Annotated in this window: 13 protein-coding genes; 4 read left to right on the forward strand and 9 right to left on the reverse strand. The window is 67.5% G+C overall.

Features of this window, described 5'->3' with window-relative positions; all coding sequences use genetic code 11:
- Positions 1–86: 86 nt before the first annotated feature.
- Positions 87–1,214: an ATP-grasp domain-containing protein gene (locus CYFUS_RS32230; RefSeq protein WP_095988704.1), complete on the reverse strand. Its 1,128-nt coding sequence runs from the start codon at positions 1,212–1,214 to the stop codon at positions 87–89.
- Between the two features lie 51 nt (positions 1,215–1,265).
- Positions 1,266–2,783, reverse strand: a complete 1,518-nt coding sequence (locus tag CYFUS_RS32235) for a right-handed parallel beta-helix repeat-containing protein (RefSeq protein WP_095988705.1) — start codon at positions 2,781–2,783, stop codon at positions 1,266–1,268.
- A gap of 226 nt (positions 2,784–3,009) precedes the next feature.
- Here CYFUS_RS32235 and CYFUS_RS32240 point away from each other — a divergent pair, with 226 nt between their 5' ends.
- Complete coding sequence (locus CYFUS_RS32240) at positions 3,010–4,857, forward strand: M48 family metallopeptidase (RefSeq protein WP_095992365.1); 1,848 nt, start codon at positions 3,010–3,012, stop codon at positions 4,855–4,857.
- A gap of 51 nt (positions 4,858–4,908) precedes the next feature.
- Here CYFUS_RS32240 and CYFUS_RS32245 read toward each other — a convergent pair whose 3' ends face one another.
- The 4 genes from CYFUS_RS32245 to CYFUS_RS32260 form a co-directional block, all read right to left on the reverse strand.
- Positions 4,909–7,188 (reverse strand): M4 family metallopeptidase, encoded by a 2,280-nt coding sequence (locus CYFUS_RS32245; RefSeq protein ID WP_095988706.1) that lies wholly within the window; start codon positions 7,186–7,188, stop codon positions 4,909–4,911.
- A gap of 430 nt (positions 7,189–7,618) precedes the next feature.
- Positions 7,619–9,064: an ATP-binding protein gene (locus CYFUS_RS32250; protein ID WP_095988707.1), complete on the reverse strand. Its 1,446-nt coding sequence runs from the start codon at positions 9,062–9,064 to the stop codon at positions 7,619–7,621.
- 243 nt (positions 9,065–9,307) lie between these two features.
- Positions 9,308–10,522: a DcaP family trimeric outer membrane transporter gene (locus CYFUS_RS32255; protein ID WP_095988708.1), complete on the reverse strand. Its 1,215-nt coding sequence runs from the start codon at positions 10,520–10,522 to the stop codon at positions 9,308–9,310.
- A gap of 276 nt (positions 10,523–10,798) precedes the next feature.
- A complete protein-coding gene (locus tag CYFUS_RS32260) occupies positions 10,799–10,963 on the reverse strand; it encodes a hypothetical protein (RefSeq protein WP_157758785.1) in 165 nt (54 codons plus the stop codon).
- A gap of 351 nt (positions 10,964–11,314) precedes the next feature.
- Here CYFUS_RS32260 and CYFUS_RS32265 point away from each other — a divergent pair, with 351 nt between their 5' ends.
- Genes CYFUS_RS32265 through CYFUS_RS32275 form a run of 3 tightly spaced genes read left to right on the forward strand, consistent with a single transcriptional unit; the run spans position 11,315 to position 13,847 of the window.
- The gene (locus CYFUS_RS32265) at positions 11,315–12,313 is read left to right on the forward strand and encodes a methionine ABC transporter ATP-binding protein (protein WP_095988710.1); all 999 of its coding nucleotides are present in this window, start codon (positions 11,315–11,317) and stop codon (positions 12,311–12,313) included.
- Positions 12,306–12,986, forward strand: coding sequence for a methionine ABC transporter permease (locus tag CYFUS_RS32270; RefSeq protein ID WP_095988711.1), 681 nt, complete (start codon positions 12,306–12,308; stop codon positions 12,984–12,986). Before CYFUS_RS32265 ends, CYFUS_RS32270 begins: the two co-directional genes overlap by 8 nt.
- Positions 12,987–13,007: 21 nt before the next feature.
- A complete protein-coding gene (locus CYFUS_RS32275) occupies positions 13,008–13,847 on the forward strand; it encodes a MetQ/NlpA family ABC transporter substrate-binding protein (RefSeq protein ID WP_095988712.1) in 840 nt (279 codons plus the stop codon).
- A gap of 114 nt (positions 13,848–13,961) precedes the next feature.
- Here CYFUS_RS32275 and CYFUS_RS32280 read toward each other — a convergent pair whose 3' ends face one another.
- From CYFUS_RS32280 to CYFUS_RS32290, 3 genes are all read right to left on the reverse strand, one after another.
- Positions 13,962–14,492, reverse strand: coding sequence for a DUF3060 domain-containing protein (locus CYFUS_RS32280; RefSeq protein ID WP_095988713.1), 531 nt, complete (start codon positions 14,490–14,492; stop codon positions 13,962–13,964).
- A gap of 360 nt (positions 14,493–14,852) precedes the next feature.
- A complete protein-coding gene (locus tag CYFUS_RS32285) occupies positions 14,853–17,018 on the reverse strand; it encodes a DUF7151 family protein (RefSeq protein WP_095988714.1) in 2,166 nt (721 codons plus the stop codon).
- A gap of 184 nt (positions 17,019–17,202) precedes the next feature.
- Positions 17,203–17,787, reverse strand: a complete 585-nt coding sequence (locus CYFUS_RS32290) for a Uma2 family endonuclease (protein ID WP_095988715.1) — start codon at positions 17,785–17,787, stop codon at positions 17,203–17,205.
- Positions 17,788–17,930: the final 143 nt, after the last annotated feature.

The raw sequence follows: 17,930 nt of genomic DNA on the forward strand, positions 1-17,930 counted from the left end.
CACAAGTTCTTGCTTCACCCCCATGGACTGTCACCGGGTATGCGAAGCCCTCGTCCCCAGAGACAATCCAAGTCATCCCTGGCCACTCAAGGAGACCAGGCCTGCCGCAGCATGTTGAGCAGGAATTCCTGGTAGGACCAGCCCACGCCGCGCGCCGCGAGGGAGCAGAGGCTGTCCTGCGCCTCGCGTCCCGGCCGGCCGGGGCCCGTCATGTTGGGCTTCATGTTCAGATCGAACAGGAGGAACTCTCCGTCCTCGGCCGAACGGCAGTCGATCCGGATGGGCGCGAGTGCCTGGACCTTGCTCGCCGCCAGGGCGCACCACGCCGAGAGCCGTTGCATGGCGGGCTCGCCCTGTTCCCTCTCCGAGAGCAGGACGCTGTTCTCCACCACGGCGACCATGCCGCTGTAGGGCGCGATGCCGTCGTGGTGATTGAAACGCCTGACGGCGGGAAGCGCCCAGTGCGAGGCGAAGGTCCGCTCCGTGCCCTCGATGAGGTAGGAGCCCGGCGGCATCACCGTCAGGGTCACCTCGGTTCCAGGCAGGAAGCGCTCCAGGATCAGCCGCTGGCCGTACCGGGAAATGCCCAGGGCCGGATCCCGGGCCGCGAGCAATCCGGCCGCGGAACGCTCCAGCTCCGCGAGTGAGCGCACCACCCCCACCCCCTCGCTGCCCCGCCCGCGCACGGGCTTGATGACGAGGGGAAAGCCCAATCCCCGCTCCTGGAGCCGTTGCTCGGACAGCGCGCCCACGGCCAGGGCGCCGGACTCCTCCGTCAGGCCAATCAGGGTGGAGGCGGGCACGGGACATCCCGCCTCGCGCAGTTCCCGCTGGGTGAGCCACTTGTCATCGTACCGGTCCACCCGAGCCGGGTGCTGGCCGACGACGCGCACGCCCCGACCAGCCACGGCATCCAGCGGGTGCCCGGCGAACAGCACGGTGTTGGCCCACAGCACGCGGGCCCCTCGGCGGAGCGCCTCGGCGATGCCCTCGGCGGTATCGGGGAAGACCCAGTCCATGGCCTGGGTGGGGTCGGGTTCCAGGCGGGGAGTGATCAGCGGGACGCCCGCCGTGCGCAGGGCATGGCCGATATCCGCCCCACTGTCACTGTAGCCTCCGGGCTTCATGGGTTTGCGAATGCCATCGATCTCCGGCGCGGGGACCGCCTGATACAGGATGGCGACGGGTGGGAACTCGGGCGTGGAAGCAGGCATGAGATCTCCAGACGAAAGTTCACCACCCCGGGAAGAGAGATGCCAGATGCCTCAGGGGCAGTCGGACTCGCGCGCGCCGATGTCCGGGCCCCGACCACAGTACGTGTCGCCCAGGGACAGGCCCGCGTCCCGGGCGGGAGAGGAGACGTCGAGCCAGAAATCCCCGGAGGCCCCGCTCAGGAACGAGGGGCTCGTGTCCAGCGAATGCGCATCCCACCCGGTGGCCGAGCGCCAGGCGGAGAGCTTCAGGTAGCTGCCGCCCTTGCGCAGCACGGCCGCGCCCGTGAGCGAGGCGTACAGGTTGCCATCGAACGCGGTGTCCTGGAGGGTGGTGCCCAACCGCACCGTCGCGGCCGAGCACGCGCCCAGGATGTTGTTGCGCACCCGCACGCCCTGGCTGGGCCCGCTCTCCCCATTGCCCACGATGAGGCCATAGGCGGGCATGTTCCAGACCGTGTTGTTGTCCACCTTCACGTCGATGGCGGTATCCACGCGGATGCCCGAGCCATCATTGCTGTCGGCGCCGTAGCCATTGAACACGCGGTTGCGCCGCAGGACGATGTGGGTGGGAGGCTCGCCCTGGCGGATGCCGCCAATCTGGATGCCCCGGCCGTTGTCGTGCACCTCGTTGTCCTCGAGCGTGACGTCACGCGCGGACAGGTGCACCACCACGCCCTCTCCCGCCGACGATGGGGTGCGGCGATGGCCCCAGATGCGGTTGCCCCGGAGCGTCACGTGGGTGCACGTCTTGATGTCCACGCCGTTCTCCTGGTTCTCGTGCAGATCATTGTCCTCGACGAGCAGGTTGTCGAACGGGGTGCCCTCCTCGGTGGCGCCGCCCTCGGAACTCAGGCACTGCACGCCATCTCCGGAGTTGTGGTGGATGTCATTGGCGCGGACGATCACGTTCTTGGAGTTGGTCTGCACGCACACGCCGTGGCTGTCATCTCCCGAGCGCTGGAAGTTGGAGATGGAGTTGCCCTCGATGAGCACGTCCCGGGCCTTTTCGGCGACGTAGACGCCCGCCCCCTCGGTGCCATTCTTGAGCGTGCAGCCGCGAAGAATGCCGTGGTGCGCGCCCTCGCCGCGCCAGTACGCCGCGAAGGCCTTGTCCCCCGCCGCGTCGAAGGTGAGGCCCTCGACGCGCCAGTACGCGCCGCGCACGTCCAGCAGGGGCGTCTTGCTGCCCGTGCCTCCCTTGAAGACGGGCTTCGCGTCGGGCGCGGCCTTGAGCGTGAGGTAACCGCTGGACGAGCCGCCCTTCTCCTCGAGCCGCAGCCGCTCCGTGTACGTGCCGGACTTGAGGAAGATGGCCTCACCCGGCTTCAGCTGCGACAGCGCCTTGGCCACGGTGCGAAAGGGCGTCGACTCGGTGCCCGCGGCGGTGTCCACCCCAGAGGGGGACACCCAGAGCACGCGAGAGAACTCCGGCGTGGCCGCGGCGGCGGACATGGACACTTCCGAGGGGAAGGCCGCCTCATGGGCGGCGGCGAGGACGCCAGCGCCAGAAGTCAGAACACCCACGACGGCCAGGGCCGAGACGGCCTTCGACGAACGGCTGATACGCATCCACGCTCCTTGTACGAGATACGAGCCCCGCCTTCGACGGGGAACAGGGGGTCGGGCGCCGGACAGTTGGTTGGCTCTCGTCATTCCGCATCCCTGCCCGTCACGCGGCCTGGCCGTTCGCCGAGGGCACGGGCGAGACATGTGATTCCAGGGAGTTGGACGAGGCCTCGCCTGATATCCGAACAGGTGCGGTAACGTTGGCCGCCTCTCCTGCCCAGTGCCCTTCATGCACCCCACCGCCACCCTCCTCGGCTTCCTGCGCGTCTACGCGCTGCCCGCCCTCTGGCTCTTCGCCCTGCCACTGCTTGGCCTGTGGTTCTCCGGACACGCCATCGACCGCTTCGACCAGGACGTGCTCACCAGCATCGAGCGCCAGCTCTCCCAGGACACCAGCCTCGAGGAGGAACGAAGGCAGGAGCTGCTGGCCTTCTTCCGCGCCGTGCCCGCCTCGGTGGCCTGCTTCTCCGAGGACGAGGAGCTGGCGGGGTTCCGTGGGAGCCTCGGCGAGGCGTGCTCGGACGCGCGGCAGTTCCAGTGGATGGGCCGCCTGGCGCTCGCCTCCATCGTGCTGGGACTCGTGTCCACGGTGATCGCCCTGCTGTGCGCCCTGGCGGCGTTCGTCTCGCGGCCCTTCCAGTACGGCAGCTTCGTGGTGGGCTGGAACGTGCTCCGGGTGACCGGGGCGCTGCAGGTGCTCGCGCAGGGAGGCCTCGCCGTGTGGCTGTCCTACTGGATGACGGCGGTGTGGTTCGAGCGCTACTACCCGAAGCTCATCCTGATGGTCGGCATCCTCGCGGGCTTCGCCCTCTTCCACGTGGTGGTCGCCATCTTCCGCCGCCCCGCCATGGACTTCGAGGTGGAGGCGGAGGTGATCGACGAAGCGCGCGCGCCCGAGCTCTGGGCCCACGTGCGCCAGATGTGCGAGCGGCTGGGCACTCCGCCGCCGGACCACATCCTCGCCGGCATCGACACCAACTTCTTCGTCACCGAGAGCGAGGTGCGCGTGGGCGAGCGGACGCTCAACGGCCGGACGCTCTTCGTGAGCCTGTCCCTGTTGCGCCTGCTGGAGCGGTCCGAGGCGGACGCGGTGCTCGCGCACGAGATGGGGCACCTGCTCGGAGGAGACACGGGCCACGGCAAGCGGCTCGCGCCCATGCTCGCGCACTTCGGACACTACCTCCAGGCACTGCGTGAGGGCGGGCTCACTCTGCCCATCTTCCACTTCATGGTGGCCTACCGCGGGCTGTTCGAGCTGTCGCTCGGGCGCAGCCGGCGCGCGAGCGAGCTCGCCGCGGACCGGCTCGCCGCGGGCATCACGTCGGGCCGGGACATCGCCCGCTCGCTGGTGAAGGTCGGCGCCTACGCGAGCTTCCGCGACCGCGTGGAGTCCGACCTCTTCGCCGGGGGTGAGCAGCAGACGGTGGCCATCGCGCAGCGGGTCGCGCTCGGCTTCACGGACTACGCCAGCTCCGAGGCCGTGCACGGCGATCTGCATGGCTCGGTGACGCCGCACCCGTTCGACTCCCACCCTCCCCTCTCCGCGCGCCTGGAGAACGTGGGCGAGGTGCTCACGCCGGCCGACGTGGCGCGGGTCCTGCTCGAGCCCACCAGCTCCTCCTGGACGAGCGCCATCCTGGAGGCGGACCTCATCGAGGCACGGCTGTGGGGGGCGTACGAGGCGCGCTTCGCGCAGGCGCATGACCTGGCACTCGCCTACCGCTATGTCCCGTCCACCGAGGCCGAGCGGCAGCACGTGGAGAAACACTTCCCGCCCCTCACCTTCGCGGGCAAGGAGGCCGGGCTGGAGGTCCACCTGGACTTCGCGCAGGTGAACAGCACGGAGTGGGAGCAGCCCGTCCGGCTCGAGCAGGTGAAGTCCGCCACCACCGAGGAGCGGCTGTTCAAGAAGTACCTGGACCTGCAACTCAAGGAGGGGGGGCTGTTCAAGGGCAAGCGCTCCATCTGCCTGAGCAAGTTGCAGGACGCGGATGGGATGCTCCAGGCCTTCGGGCAATACCTCGGGCGCCACAGGGCCATGGAGGAGCACCAGGCGCAATCCCAGCAGGCGGCGTGAGTCCCGCCGCCCGCGAACGCCCGGGGAGCGAGGGCCCCCCGGGCGTCAGGGCTAGTAGGTGCCCTTGAGCGTCACGTTCGTGAAGGCGCTGTAGCCGTACGAGCACGCGTACCAGGTGCCCGAGGTGGGGCTGCTGATGGTGCAGCTCTCCGTGCTCCCGCTCTTGTAGGGACGGCAGGTGTAGGTGCTGCTGGTGGGCTTCGCGCCCTGCCGCACGTACAGGTCCGCGTCGCCCGTGGTGCCGCTCTTGCCCGTCTGGGTGAAGACCAGCGAGCTCTTGCCGCTCGGCACGCTCAGCGAGAAGCACGTCCACGAGCCCGAGGCGCCCGAGTACGCGGCCGTCTCCACGCCATTGGTCAGCACGTCACCGCCGCCGCCGCTGCCCGTGGTGTACGAGGCCTTGAGGCTCAGGCCCGAGACCGCCGAGTAGCCCAGGATCTTCACGTAGTACGTGCCCGCCTGCGCCGTGGAGATGGAGCAGCTCTCGGTGCTGCCACCCTGGTACGGGCGGCAGTCGTAGGACGACTCGGTCGGCGCGGAGCCGAACTTCACGTACAGGTCCGCGTCACCGGTGCCGCCGCTGATGTCGAACTTCAGCGCCGTGGCGCCCGCGGGCACGGTCAACGTGTAGATGCAGCTCCAGTCGTTGGAGGCCACGGAGATGCCGGTGACCGCCACGCCGTTGCTCAGCGCGATGATGGACGTGCAGGCCGGGGGCGGAGGCGGCACCGCGATGCCCACGCCCACCGCCTCCCAGGCCGCCGTCACGGCCGCCGCGTCGTAGCCGAGGTCCGTCGCGGCCTGCGCGGTGTACGCCTTCGCCTGGGCGAATGTGGTGGAGGCCGTGAAGTACTCCGTGTTGGCCTTGTAGAAGATGGCGCCGGCCTTCTGGATGCCGATGCCCGGCACCACCGTGGTCGTCTTGTTGCGCGGGTGCGTGCCACCGGTGGACAGCAGCTTGAAGGCCAGGTTGGCGATGCCCGAGTTCAGGTGCACGCCGCCGTAGTCGTAGCTGCCGATGTAGCGCTCGGGGTAGTAGTCATACGAGACATTGTCCTGGGTGGGGTTGGCCATGTAGCGCAGCGCATCGCCCGGCGTGGCCGGGGTCCAGACGTCGTCGACGACCATCCAGATGGGCGCGTCCATGGACCAGCCCTTCGTCCAGCTCTCGCAGTAGGCGGCGAAGATGTCGCTCCAGCCCTCGTTGAGCGCGCCGGGCTCGTTGGCGTAGGCGAGGTTGGACTCGGAGTTCGTCACGGCGTGCGTCAGCTCGTGAACCGTCACGTCCAGCGACTTGCCCAGCGGACCGGATTCCACGCCATTGCTGTCGCCGTACTGCATCTGGAGCAGCTGGGAGTTCCAGAAGGCGTTGGTGGTGTAGACATCGCCCGGCGCGACGTAGTGGACCGAGCTCTTCAGCAACGCGCCCGCGTTGTCGTACGAGTCGCGGTTGAAGTTCGCCTTGTAGCAGTCGTAGGTGGTGCCCAGGTGCGTGTAGTTGTCGTCGACGTGCGAGTCACCCGTGGCCGCCTGGCCCTCGCTGCGCTTGAGCGTTCCCGGCAGGGAGGAGCTGTTGTTGGCCGAGTACACCGCGCGCTTGATCGCGGTGTGGATGTCCGCGGAGCGGCCGAGCACGGAGCCATTGCCCGCGTCGAGGAAGACGTGGTCGCGGATGGGCTGTCCGGGGGCCAGGCCCGTCACCACCACCTCGTAGGCCAGCTTGAGCGGGCCGTCCGCCTCGGAGCGGTAGTAGACCAGCCGGGTGCTCTCGGCGGCGAGCCCCGTGCCCTCGGTGGCGCTCAGCGCCGCGCGGGCGGCGGCCGCCTCGGAGAGCGACGCCTTCGTGGCCACCTGCTCGCCATCGCGGGCGGAGCCGTTGGCGGCATACACGAGGCCGGACTCGTTCACGTGGACGACGAGCTCCTGGGCCACCACGGGCAGCCCATTCTTCATCTGCGCGTAGCGCACGTGGGTATGGCCGCGCTCGTCCACGCGGCTGCGCACCAGCACCAGGTCCGCCGTGTTCAGCCGGAAGATGGGCGCGATGCGTCCGAGCGCCTCACCCAGGCGGGTATGCGCGTCGCGCGCCACCAGTCCGCTCGGGGACTGTCCCGTGGAACCGAACTCGCCACGGACCATGAAGGGCACGCCATTGTCATGGGTGCCCAACACCTGGGCTCCCGGAATGACACTCAGCGCGGCCTTCACGTCGGACGTGGAGAGGGTGCCAGCACCTTCGTTGTTCACGGGCGGCGTCGTGCCCGCGTCTTCCACCGTGCACGCCGCGAGGGGCAGGGAGAGGAGCGCGGCCAGAATGCGATGACGACTCAAGGATGACCTCCAATTCAGCGGTGACGGGGGTGCCACCGCGTGGGTCGGACCTTGAGCAGGATGCGTGCCGGACTCCCAATCACCGTGATTCCAATGACATCCAATCCCCGCGGGGAGAATCACTGGCGCGCGCATGCGGCACACGCCGCGCGCGAGTATGTCAATTCAATTTACACACAACCAAAGAAATCCATCTGAAAACGCAGGGTTTCGCCCTTCGCTCTCCCTGTCGTGAATTCGGACGATCCGGGGTCTGGTTCGACCCTTGGCCTCATTCAAGACATCCATTTGATATGGGATTATCAGGGACTCCCCGCTGGGACATCTCGACTCTCAACACTCGAGAGTCCTTCTCCAGGGCCCTGGGAAAACGCATCCTCCGTCGTGCTCCCGCCAGAGGACAATGACTCACACTTATTCCTCTCGTGAGCTATCCCGTCCGCTTCTTCGGGCTCGCGTAGGGCGCCAGGAGCTCGGGTTGATCCACCAGGCAACGCAGCGCCTTGCCCGCGAAGCCCTCCAGCCGCTCGATGAAGGCGAAGTCGTGCTCGTCGCCCTGATCGTGCGCCAGCTCATGCAGGATGATGCCGAGCGTGCGAGGCTCCAGCGGCTCGTCCAATCGCACCTGTCCCCGCATGTTCACCCGCAGCAGGTGGCGCTCGCGGTCGTACTCCGCGTCCACCTGGGCGCTCGGGTCGCGCACCTTGCGCTCGAAGAACTCCACGCCCGCCTCGCGCCCGGTGAGCTCGCGCGAGAGACAGCGCACCAGCCCCACGAAGCGCTCGGCACGCGCCCCGGGGTCCACCCGCACGTCGCGTGGCGGGCCCTCCATCCGCTCCACGTACGCTTCCGCGGACTCCACCAGCGTCTCGAGCTGCTCCACCGCCGGCAGCGGCATTCCCCGCAGGTCCACCACCTTCGCGCCGAGCTGGCGCGCCCGGTCATCCATCCGGGGTCCCACCGACAGCACCGCCCGCGCGGGCAACACCTTCGCCACGTAGGCCTCGAGCGCCTCCGGGCCCAGCGTGAAGTGCGCGAGTACCTCCGTCACCCACGCCCCCGACAGCTCCTGGCGGCTGAGCTCGGGCGCCAGCGACTCGAGGAGGATGGCCGCCAACGTGCGCTTGTAGGCATCCCTCGCCGCGTCGCGCTCGGCCGCCAGCGGAATGCGCTGCTGCACGTCCACATGCCATGGCAGGTGGTGCGGCTCCACCGGCAGGCCCAGCTCGAAGAGGTGCGGCGTCTCCCCGGGGCGCGGGTGGTAGAGGTCCACCCGGGTAGGCCGCTCGACGTACCGCTCCACGCCCCGGTGCAGCTCCACCGTCTCCAGCGGGCAGTCCTCCAGCGAGTCCTTCACGCGCGGAGGCCGGACCGTGCGGCCGTCGATGACCAGCTCGACGCCGGGCGGGGGAATGGTGAGGCGCAGCAGTTGGACGGCGGCCTCGCGCTCGCTGGCGCTCGTGCGGCGGAAGAGCCGCAGACACGTGCCCACCTCGCGCGTGTTGGGCTTCACGTGGCGCCCGGTGTTGTCGAAGACGAGCGTGCGCCCCACCGTCTCCACCTCGGCGCGGTCGCTCGCGGCGATCATCTCCTTGAGGCCCCGGCCCTTGCGCCCCCGCCACGTGGGAGGCGTGTCCTTCTCCCCGAGGAAGACGGTGAAGGCGAACTCGTCGCGTGCCAGGCCCGTGGGGGCGTCGTCCTCGATGCGGACCTCGTCCTCCTCCAGGCGCACCTTCACCCGGCTGGCGCGCTGGTCGAACGCGTTCTGCAGGGCCTCGCGCACGAGCTGACCGAGCGGCCGGGCGCGGTTGGAGCGCCGCCAGCCTTCCTCCGACAACTCGAACCACTCCGAACGGCCATTCCGGGCCTGACTCATCACCACGCTCCCTGCACCGGGCTCCCGCGGGCGCATGAACCGCCGCGAGGCAACCGGACCAGGAAGAACACCTCGGGCCGAGAGTCTCTTCCCGCTACCGGGGGCCGCCCAGACCCCTGCGGCGCCCCTCTTGGGAGGGCGGCCTGGGCGCACCACGCCGGAGCGTTTCTTCAAGGAGGACCCCCCGGCCGGACTCGCCGGGGTGCTCCTCCCGTCTTCCTTCGGAGGACTTCCCGAGGCCTCTCAGAAGAGGCTGAAGCGGGCCAGGACGTTCGCGCGGTGCTGCGTGCCCTTCTCCGGTCCGAACGTCGTGCGCTTGCCGTAGGTGTACTCGAGACCCACTTCGGTGTTCTTCGTGATCTTCACGAACGTATTCACGAACAGCTGGTCGATCCGCTTGTTCGGGATGAAGTCGTCGGTCCCGGCGCCCTCGGAGAACGCCCGCTGCGCGGCCTCGAGCCTGTCGTTCTGGGCGAAGAACGTCTGGGTCCAGATGACGTTCGAGCGGACCGCGGGGCTCCAGGCGTGGGTGATGCCGATGTGGTACGCGTAGGCCCGCCACAGCTCGATCTGGTCGCCCGTGTCGAACGCGCCCTGGAGGAGCGAGTTGAACATGTAGCGGCCGATACCATCACCGCCCTGCACGGCGGCGACGATCGTCTCATTGGCGAACTTGACGCTGCCCGACAAGCCCACACCGTAGGCGCGCTGGCTGTGATCGATGGTGCGGAACTCATGCGTCACCGCACGGGCCGACACATGGCCCCACTTCCCACCGTAGCGGAAGGCGCCGATGAAGTCGGGCACCGCGTCATAGTCCGAGGAGAAGGTGATGCTCTGCGGATTCTCGATCGCGAGGGCGAGAGAAGCCTCGGGGCTGAAGGTGAACGTGTAGCGGGCCACCGCCTGGCGCATGAGGGCGAGCGCGGCGGCGGGGTTGAAGTCGACCGTGTCGGGGGTCGACTCCCCGTCGAAGAAGGTGGACCAGCTCTGGCCGATGAGCAGACCGCCGAGCTGTCCATACGCGTGGCGCAGGCGGAACGCGGTGCTGTTCGTCGCCAGCTCGCCCTGGAACGTGTTCGGCGCGTTGAAGTCAGCCTCCAGCAGCACGGTGAGGGGACCGAGCGGCGTGGGGGTGTTGCTCATGATACCGAGACGCGAGGCCCGGGCGGTGATGAACGCCTGCCGCCTCCTCGGCTCCTCGACGCCGAGGTTGTCGAACGGCTGCACGGCGACGAAACTCGCCCAGTCGAAGTTGTTGATGTCGTTGGTGCGACCGTCGAAGTCGTAGGTCGCATCCACCTCCGCGAACCCAAACACCTTCAGGGTCGTGTCGGTGCCGGGAATCTGGAACGTTCCGGGGGGCAGGGCGGGGGCGGCCTCTTCCGCGGCGGCGGCGAGCGGAAGGGTCGAGGTCAGTACGGCGAGCATCGTTGCGAAGCGCTTCGAACCAATCATGCTTTGAGTTCCCAGTATATGAGTGGGGTGAAGGACCCCACCCGAAGCAGCCGGCGCGAGGGCATAGCACGGCTCCTGCCTTCTCCTCACCTGTCATCACGTCACCTCGCGCTCAATGAGGTGCTGAAGTTGCTGAAGGCGTTGGGAGACAAGGCATTGAAGCCGCGGCAAACCGAGTCAAGCCACACCATGGACGGGACTCGACCAGGAGCAGGAAACAGGCAGGAAGCTGCATCCTCGTCGAACGCCGGACGGCTCGTTGCGCGCATCTCCAATCTAGACCTTGGCCTCGCCCGGCGGCCCGCTCAGCACATCCGTCGGTCCGGTTTCGACGAGCTCGCCGGAGTCCACCTGGGGCCGGTCCGCATGCGCCTCGCGCACCGCCAGGGGCATCAAATACGCCGAATCGGCGCTGGCCTGGCTTGACACCGCGCGTCTCACGTCGTAGCAATCCACACGTGTGCGCCTCCCTCCAGCGTTGTTGTCGCTGTCCCATCACCTGTCGCCCGGGTGAAGAGGGAGCTTGTGCGCGCGCGTGTCACACCTAGAAGGAACGTCAGCCCCAGAGGCCTGACGTCTTCTGCGCCGCCCCGGTTCCCGACAACGGACCGGGGCGTTTTCGTTTCCACCGAGGCCCTCTTCCCGCTCCACGTTGCAATCCCCTGCCCGACCCCCTATTTCCGCCATTTCCAACGCGCAGCGCTTTCCCCGGCCCCCCCCTGCGCCCAGACACTCCGAGGCCTCGCGTGGTGCGGGCCTCTTTCCTGGAGGGAGCCGGAGTGGCAGTGATGCGTGATTGAGCTGCGAGAGGTGAGCAAGGTGTACAGGCAGGAGGGCCGCGAGGTGGCCGCCCTGCAAGGTGTCTCCCTGCGGGTCGCTCCTGGCGAGGTGTTCGGGGTGCTGGGCCAGAGCGGCGCGGGCAAGAGCACCCTCATCCGCTGCGTCAACCTCCTGGAGCGTCCCACGTCGGGCGAGGTGCGGGTGGAGGGCCGGGACATGCTGGCCCTCGAGCCCCATGAGCTCCGCCAGGCCCGGCAGGGCATCGGGATGATCTTCCAGCACTTCAACCTCTTCTCCTCACAGACAGTGGCGGGCAACGTCGCCTATCCGCTGGAAGTGGCCGGCTGGCCGCGCCCACGCATCCAGGAGCGGGTGGCGGAGCTGCTGCAACTGGTGGGGCTGTCGGACCGGGCCCACGCCTACCCTTCCCAGCTTTCCGGTGGCCAGAAGCAACGGGTGGGCATTGCCCGGGCACTCGCTCCACGGCCGAAGCTCCTGCTCTCCGACGAGGCCACCTCCGCCCTGGACCCGGAGACGACACGCTCGGTGCTCGGGCTGCTGCGCGACATCAACCGCCAGCTCGGACTGACCATCCTGCTCATCACCCACCAGATGGACGTGGTGAGGGACATCTGCGATTCGGTGGCGGTGCTGGAGCGGGGGCGGCTGGTGGAGCAGGGAAAGGTCATCGATCTGGTGACGCGTCCGGGCTCGCGGTTGCATGAGCTGTTCTACGCGCCGTTCGCGGCGCGTGACTGGCCAGTCCATCCCGGACGGCGGTTGGTGGAGCTGACCTTCGTGGGCGAGAAGGCCAACCAGCCCGTCCTCACCACCATGGCGCGCCGCTTCGAAGTGGACGCCAATCTGATGGAGGGCTCGTTGGATCGCGTGGCCGGGGCTCCGGTGGGGCGTCTGCTCTTCGAACTCACGGGCGAGCCGGAGGCCGTCAAACAGGCACTGGCGTTCCTGCGCGAGCAGGGTCTGATGCTGGAGGAACGGGCCCATGTCTAGTGAGCTGCTGGCTTCGCTGTGGAAGGCCACCCTCGAGACGCTCTACATGACGTCGGTGGCCGCGGTGCTGGTGTTCCTGATGGGGCTGCCCCTGGGCGTGCTGCTGGCGATCGCCGACCGGGGGGGACTGTGGGAACGGCCACTGCTCCACCGGGTGCTGGGGACACTCGTCAACGTGGGGCGCTCCGTGCCCTTCATCATCCTCATGGTGGCCATCGTCCCGCTGACCCGCCTGCTGGTGGGCACCACGATTGGAACCACCGCCGCCATCGTGCCACTGGTAGTGGCGGCCATCCCCTTCATGGGGCGCGTGGTGGAGCAGAGCCTGCGGGAGGTGGATGCCGGACTGGTGGAGGCCGCCGTCGCCATGGGCTCCACCCACCGCCAGGTCATCCTCCGCGTGCTCATCCCCGAGGCGCTGCCCTCGCTCATCCGAGGCACCGCGCTGATGATCATCAGCCTGCTGGGCTACAGCGCCATGGCGGGCGCCGTGGGTGGAGGAGGCCTGGGCGACCTCGCCGTGAAGTATGGCTACATGCGATTCCGCACCGACGTCATGTTGGGATGTCTCGTGGTGCTGCTGGTGTTGGTTCAGTTCGTCCAGTGGCTCGGGGACGGACTGGCGGCCCGGTTCGATCGCACCACCTCTCGTCCCGCGCGTTCCCTCGATTGATTTCCCCTGGAGGTCCCAACCATGAAGCACTTGTCCAAGGTCCTGTTCACCTCGTCGCTGCTCTCCCTGCTGGCGGTGGCGGGCTGCAACAAGAAGTCCGACGCGCCCGCCGAGCAGCAGCCCGGCACTGCCGTCCGCACGTTGAAGGTCGGCGTCAACCCCGTGCCTCATGGTGAAATCCTGCGCGTGGCCGCCCCGCTGGCCGAGCGTGACGGCGTTCGCATCGAGGTGATCGAATTCACCGACTACGTCCAGCCGAACATCGCGCTGTCGGACAAACAGTTGGACGCGAACTACTTCCAGCACGTGCCGTATCTCGAGCGGTTCAGCGCCGACCGCAAGCTCTCGCTGGCCAGCGTGGGCGCGGTGCACCTGGAGCCCCTGGGCGTCTACTCGACGAAGCACGCGGCCATCGCCGCCCTGCCCGAGGGGGCGAAGGTGACCATCCCGGCCGATCCCACCAACGCGGGCCGGGCCCTCCGCCTGCTGGAGCAGCAGGGATTGATCCAGCTCCGGGAAGGCGTGGGTGCCAGCGGAACCCTGAAGGACGTGGTGGGCAACCCGAAGAAGCTGGACCTGCGGGAGATTGATGCCGAGCAGCAGCCGCGCACCCTTCAGGACGTGGATGCCGCCATCATCAACGGCAACTACTTCCTCGAGGCCAAGAAGAACCTCCAGCTGGACGCGAAGACGCTGGCCCAGGAATCCGCGCAGGGCAACCCCTACGCGAACATCCTGGTCGTGCGAAAGGGCGACGAAGGACGGCCCGAGATCAAGACGCTGCTGAAGGCGCTCCAGTCCACCGAGGTGCGCCGCTACATCGAGTCCACCTACGGCGGCGCGGTGATTCCGGCCTTCTGACAGGTCCCCCCGGCCCGCCTGAAGTCAGACGTCGGCGGGCCGCTGTGGAACGGGCTGACCGTCTTCCCGAGGACGGGAGGCGATACGCGCCTCCCGTGTGCTCGTTCCGCTACCTCAAGGCGCCTGCGTCACCTTGTTGTCGGAGCCACTGCGGCTCACCTTGGGCTTCTTGGCGCCCACGGCCTTCTTCCAGGTGACGGTGTTGTTGGCGCCCGTCACGTCGATGGAGCCGACGGCCTCCACCTTCACCGTGTTGCCGGCACCGCTCACGCTCACGCGCTTGCACTCCCCCGTCAGCGTGACCTCGTTGTCGCTGCCGCTGACGTCCACCTCGGTCTTCGACGAGCAGCGGTGCGTCTCCTTGACGCCCATGCCCGCGATCTCGAGCCGCGCGTCGTTCGACTGCGTCTCGGCCTGGGCGCTCCCGCCCTCCTCGTCGCCCTGCGTCTCCACCTCGGTGTTACCCGTGCGGACGCTCGTCCCGGCGCCACCGGTCTTCACCTCCGTGTTGCCCGTCTTCACCTCCACGTTGCCGTCCTTGCCCACCTTCACGGACGTACGACCTTGCGCCGCGCCCATGGCCGGAGCCAGCAGGAGACTCGCGACCACACCCGACAGAACCATTCCGCGAACGAACTTCGACATTGCACCCCTCCCTGTGACGATGTCCTGGGGCTATGACACGGAGGCCGGGAGGGCCTCCGCTGGCGGCGCAATCAACACGCGGCGCTGCCGAAGTGCAAGGCTCCGCCGTGAGTTCCTCCTGGCCCAGTGGCTACACCGGCCGGTCCAGGGTGCGGAACCCGGGCACCACGGACGTCAACGGGTGGCAGAACGGCTGGCCGTCGTCCAGGTGGCGCGGCGCTCGTCCTGACTCGCGGGGCGCACCTCCAGCAGCGCCACACCGGCGCCGCATCGCGCTCCCCACGTGACGAGTGCTCCGAGTGGGTGGTGCGGCCTACTGCCTTCACACGATGAGGGACGCACCACCCGTGGGTATTTCGCCTACGGCAGCTCTTCGACCAGCAGCAGGTTCTGACCGCGATTCCAACCGAAGTAATTGGAACCGCAGGAGCTTCCATCCGAATGCTGCGTGGTCGACCAGATGGAGAATGTGTGGTAGCCGGGCGTCAGGTTGGGAACCAGGCACGTCAAGTTCATCGGATGATGGTGTTGTTGATTAGCACCCGCATTCCACACATACTGGCCGTTGACGCAACCGGTAGGCTGATAGTCGACATACAGCTGGACGAAACCCCACCGCCCATTGCAATTGGCAACCGCCCGGAACGTGTCCGAATAGGTAACCTTCAGGGTCTTCCCAGCTGCACTGACGGCATGCGTGATCTGCCGCGCACCGACGCCAGCCCAGTTTCCAGAGAGCTCACCACTTCCAATGTTCATGTTCGAGTAGGTGAGCCCCGTGTTCGGAAGTTCCTCGACGAGAAGAAGTGGACTGCTCCTCTCCCAACCAAGGTATGCATCACCACCACCCGCGTTCAGCGAGAATGCGATGTCCAGCTTATGCTGAGCAGCCGAGACGTTTGGAAGGATGCAAGTCATCACGAATGGATTGAGGAAATTGCCGCCAGCGCCCTGTGAATCATACTTGCCCGTGTAGCAACTGGTGTTCACCCCATCAAGCCGTACCATCACCGTCGCCGATCCGCCATCCTGTGCGTAACCAGCGCGAAGAGTATCCGCGAGCGTCACTTTGAGCAGCGTGGATGCGGACTGCTTCGTGAAGGTAACCTCGCGCCCGCTCGCCTTGACGAGCGACGAGCTTGTCGTTCCCCCCGGAGAGCCTGCTTTTGAAAACGCGTAGGGCTGGGCATCATCCATTTCCTCGGCGAGAAGCAACGCACTGCCACTCGTTCCATGGCCGATAAAGCCAGTACCCACATCCGAGTATCCCCACACGTCGAACTCGTACAGACCCGTGGGAAGTTGCTCCGTGAGGCAGACATTCGCGAACGGCAGGTGGTAATTATTACCCCATCCCGACGAGTTCGAGTTGTACTGCCGAGCGTCGCAGCCCATCCCGCTGCCATTCATGCGCACCGAGTACCAACCACTTCCTCCGTTGATGTTGACACCTACCCGGAAGTTGTCGGAGACGGTAATCTTGATGCGAGACGTATCCTTGGTCTTGTAGATCGTGACCCGGCGCGATACGGGGACCCACAGGCTTGGGATCTCTCCTGAGATGTAGCTTCCCCGTGGGTTGCTCGCCCACTTCGTCCGGAAGAGGTTGGCCGCGCTGCACACGAACTGGGTCGCCGTGACCTCGGAGTCGTTCAGGGTCCTGTCGCCATTCGAGTCGAGGCCACTCTTCACGGCCGTGCCGCCATACACGCAGTTGGCGCCCGCGGGCTCGGGGTCGAGCCGCACGAGGGAGTTCTTGCCGTTCTGACCATCATTGCCTCGCAGCCCGTTGCACACGAACGTGGTGTTCGTCACCTCGCTCGTCTCGAGCGTTCCGTTGCCATTGGCGTCGAGGCCACTCTTCACGGCCGTGCCACCCAGGGAGCAGTTCGCACCAGCCGGTTCGACATCGAGCCGGATGAGGGCGTTGGTGCCCGTGGTCTCCGTCAGCGTATTGCAGACGTACTGCTTCGTGGTCACCTCCGTGCTCTCGAGCTGCGCGTTGGCGTTCACGTCGATGCCCCCGAGAACGGCCGTGCCACTGCGCGAGCAGTTCGTACCGGAGGCCTCGGGGAGCAGCTTCACCAGATACGCGCCCCCACTCTTCCCCTCGCCATCGTCGCAGATGTACTGCGTGCTCGTGACCTCGGTGTCCCCCTGGATCCCGTCGGCGTTCGTGTCGAGGCCGGACAGGACAGCGGTGCCACCGGACGCGCATCGGGCGCCCGCGGCCTCGGGCAGCAGTTTCACGAGCGACATGCCGCCGCTCGGGCTGCCGCTCCCACTGCACACGAATGACGTCTGCTCCACCTCGTCGTCGCCCAGGGAGCCGTCCCCATTGTCGTCGAGGCCGGTCTGGATGGCGGTTCCTCCCTGCGGACACCTCGCTCCTGGCGGCTCCGGGACGAGCCGCACCGATGCATTCTTGCCATTGGCGCCCACGACGTCCGTGGGCGAAGAACAAGCGGTGAACGCGAAAACGAGACCGGCCACGATGGACCGACGCCAACCGTACTGCTGATACATTTGAGGGTTCCCCTTGATGTCTGGCTCACGGGACACGTCGTCGCGCGTTCCAATCGCGGGCCAGTAATCAAAGAAAAACTTGTTTTTTCGATAACGTCAAGACGCCCTGTTTTGACGGCTGCACGCCTGGTTGGACTGGCGTCGGCGGGTGTCATGAATGTCTATCAAGCAAACAAGCGCGGGCTCAGGGCCCGGGCGCCGGTGTGGACCGGGGCGCCCAGAGCCGCCCCAGGTCGAGCGGCTCCGCATCGAACGGCTCGGCGCGGACCACCTCCTCTCCTCCATACCGGGCGATCCGCCAACCTCGCGCGCCCCGACGGTAGACCTCCAGGGTGTGGGCTCTCGGGTCCACCAACCACGCGTGGCTCACGCCTTCCCGATGGTAGAGGGGCAGCTTGCGGCCCCTGTCCAACGCCGCCGTCGAGGGGGACAGCACCTCACACACCCAATCGGGTGCCAGGTCGAAGAAGGGCTCATCCCGCTCGAACAACCCCGGGGCCCGCTCGTAGCGCCATGCCGCCAGGTCCGGCACCAGCACCTGCCTGCCCAGGTGCAGTTCCGGCTCGTATACGAGCCACCAGCCTCCCGGCCCTCCCTCCCCCATACCGAAGGTGGCTCCCAACCTCACGCCGAGCACCGAGGCCACCCTCGCGTGCCACTTCGCCGGCCGTGGGAAGGCCCACAGCTCGTCGTCGATGATCTCCCCCACCCACCCCGGTGGCAGGGCCTCGATGTCCTCGTAGGTGGCTGGACGCTTTCCCCGACCCATGACCGCTCCTCCCCACAGGCGTTCCCGCCTGACCGCTCACATTCTACCGGAAGGTCTGACGGGAAAGGTAGGGCTGGCGGCCACGGCAGCCGCTTGAACCCGGCCGGAGGATCCAGGGGACATCTCCAGTCCTTGGGAAGCGA

The sequence above is a fragment of the Cystobacter fuscus genome (assembly GCF_002305875.1).
Lineage (GTDB): Bacteria > Myxococcota > Myxococcia > Myxococcales > Myxococcaceae > Cystobacter > Cystobacter fuscus_A.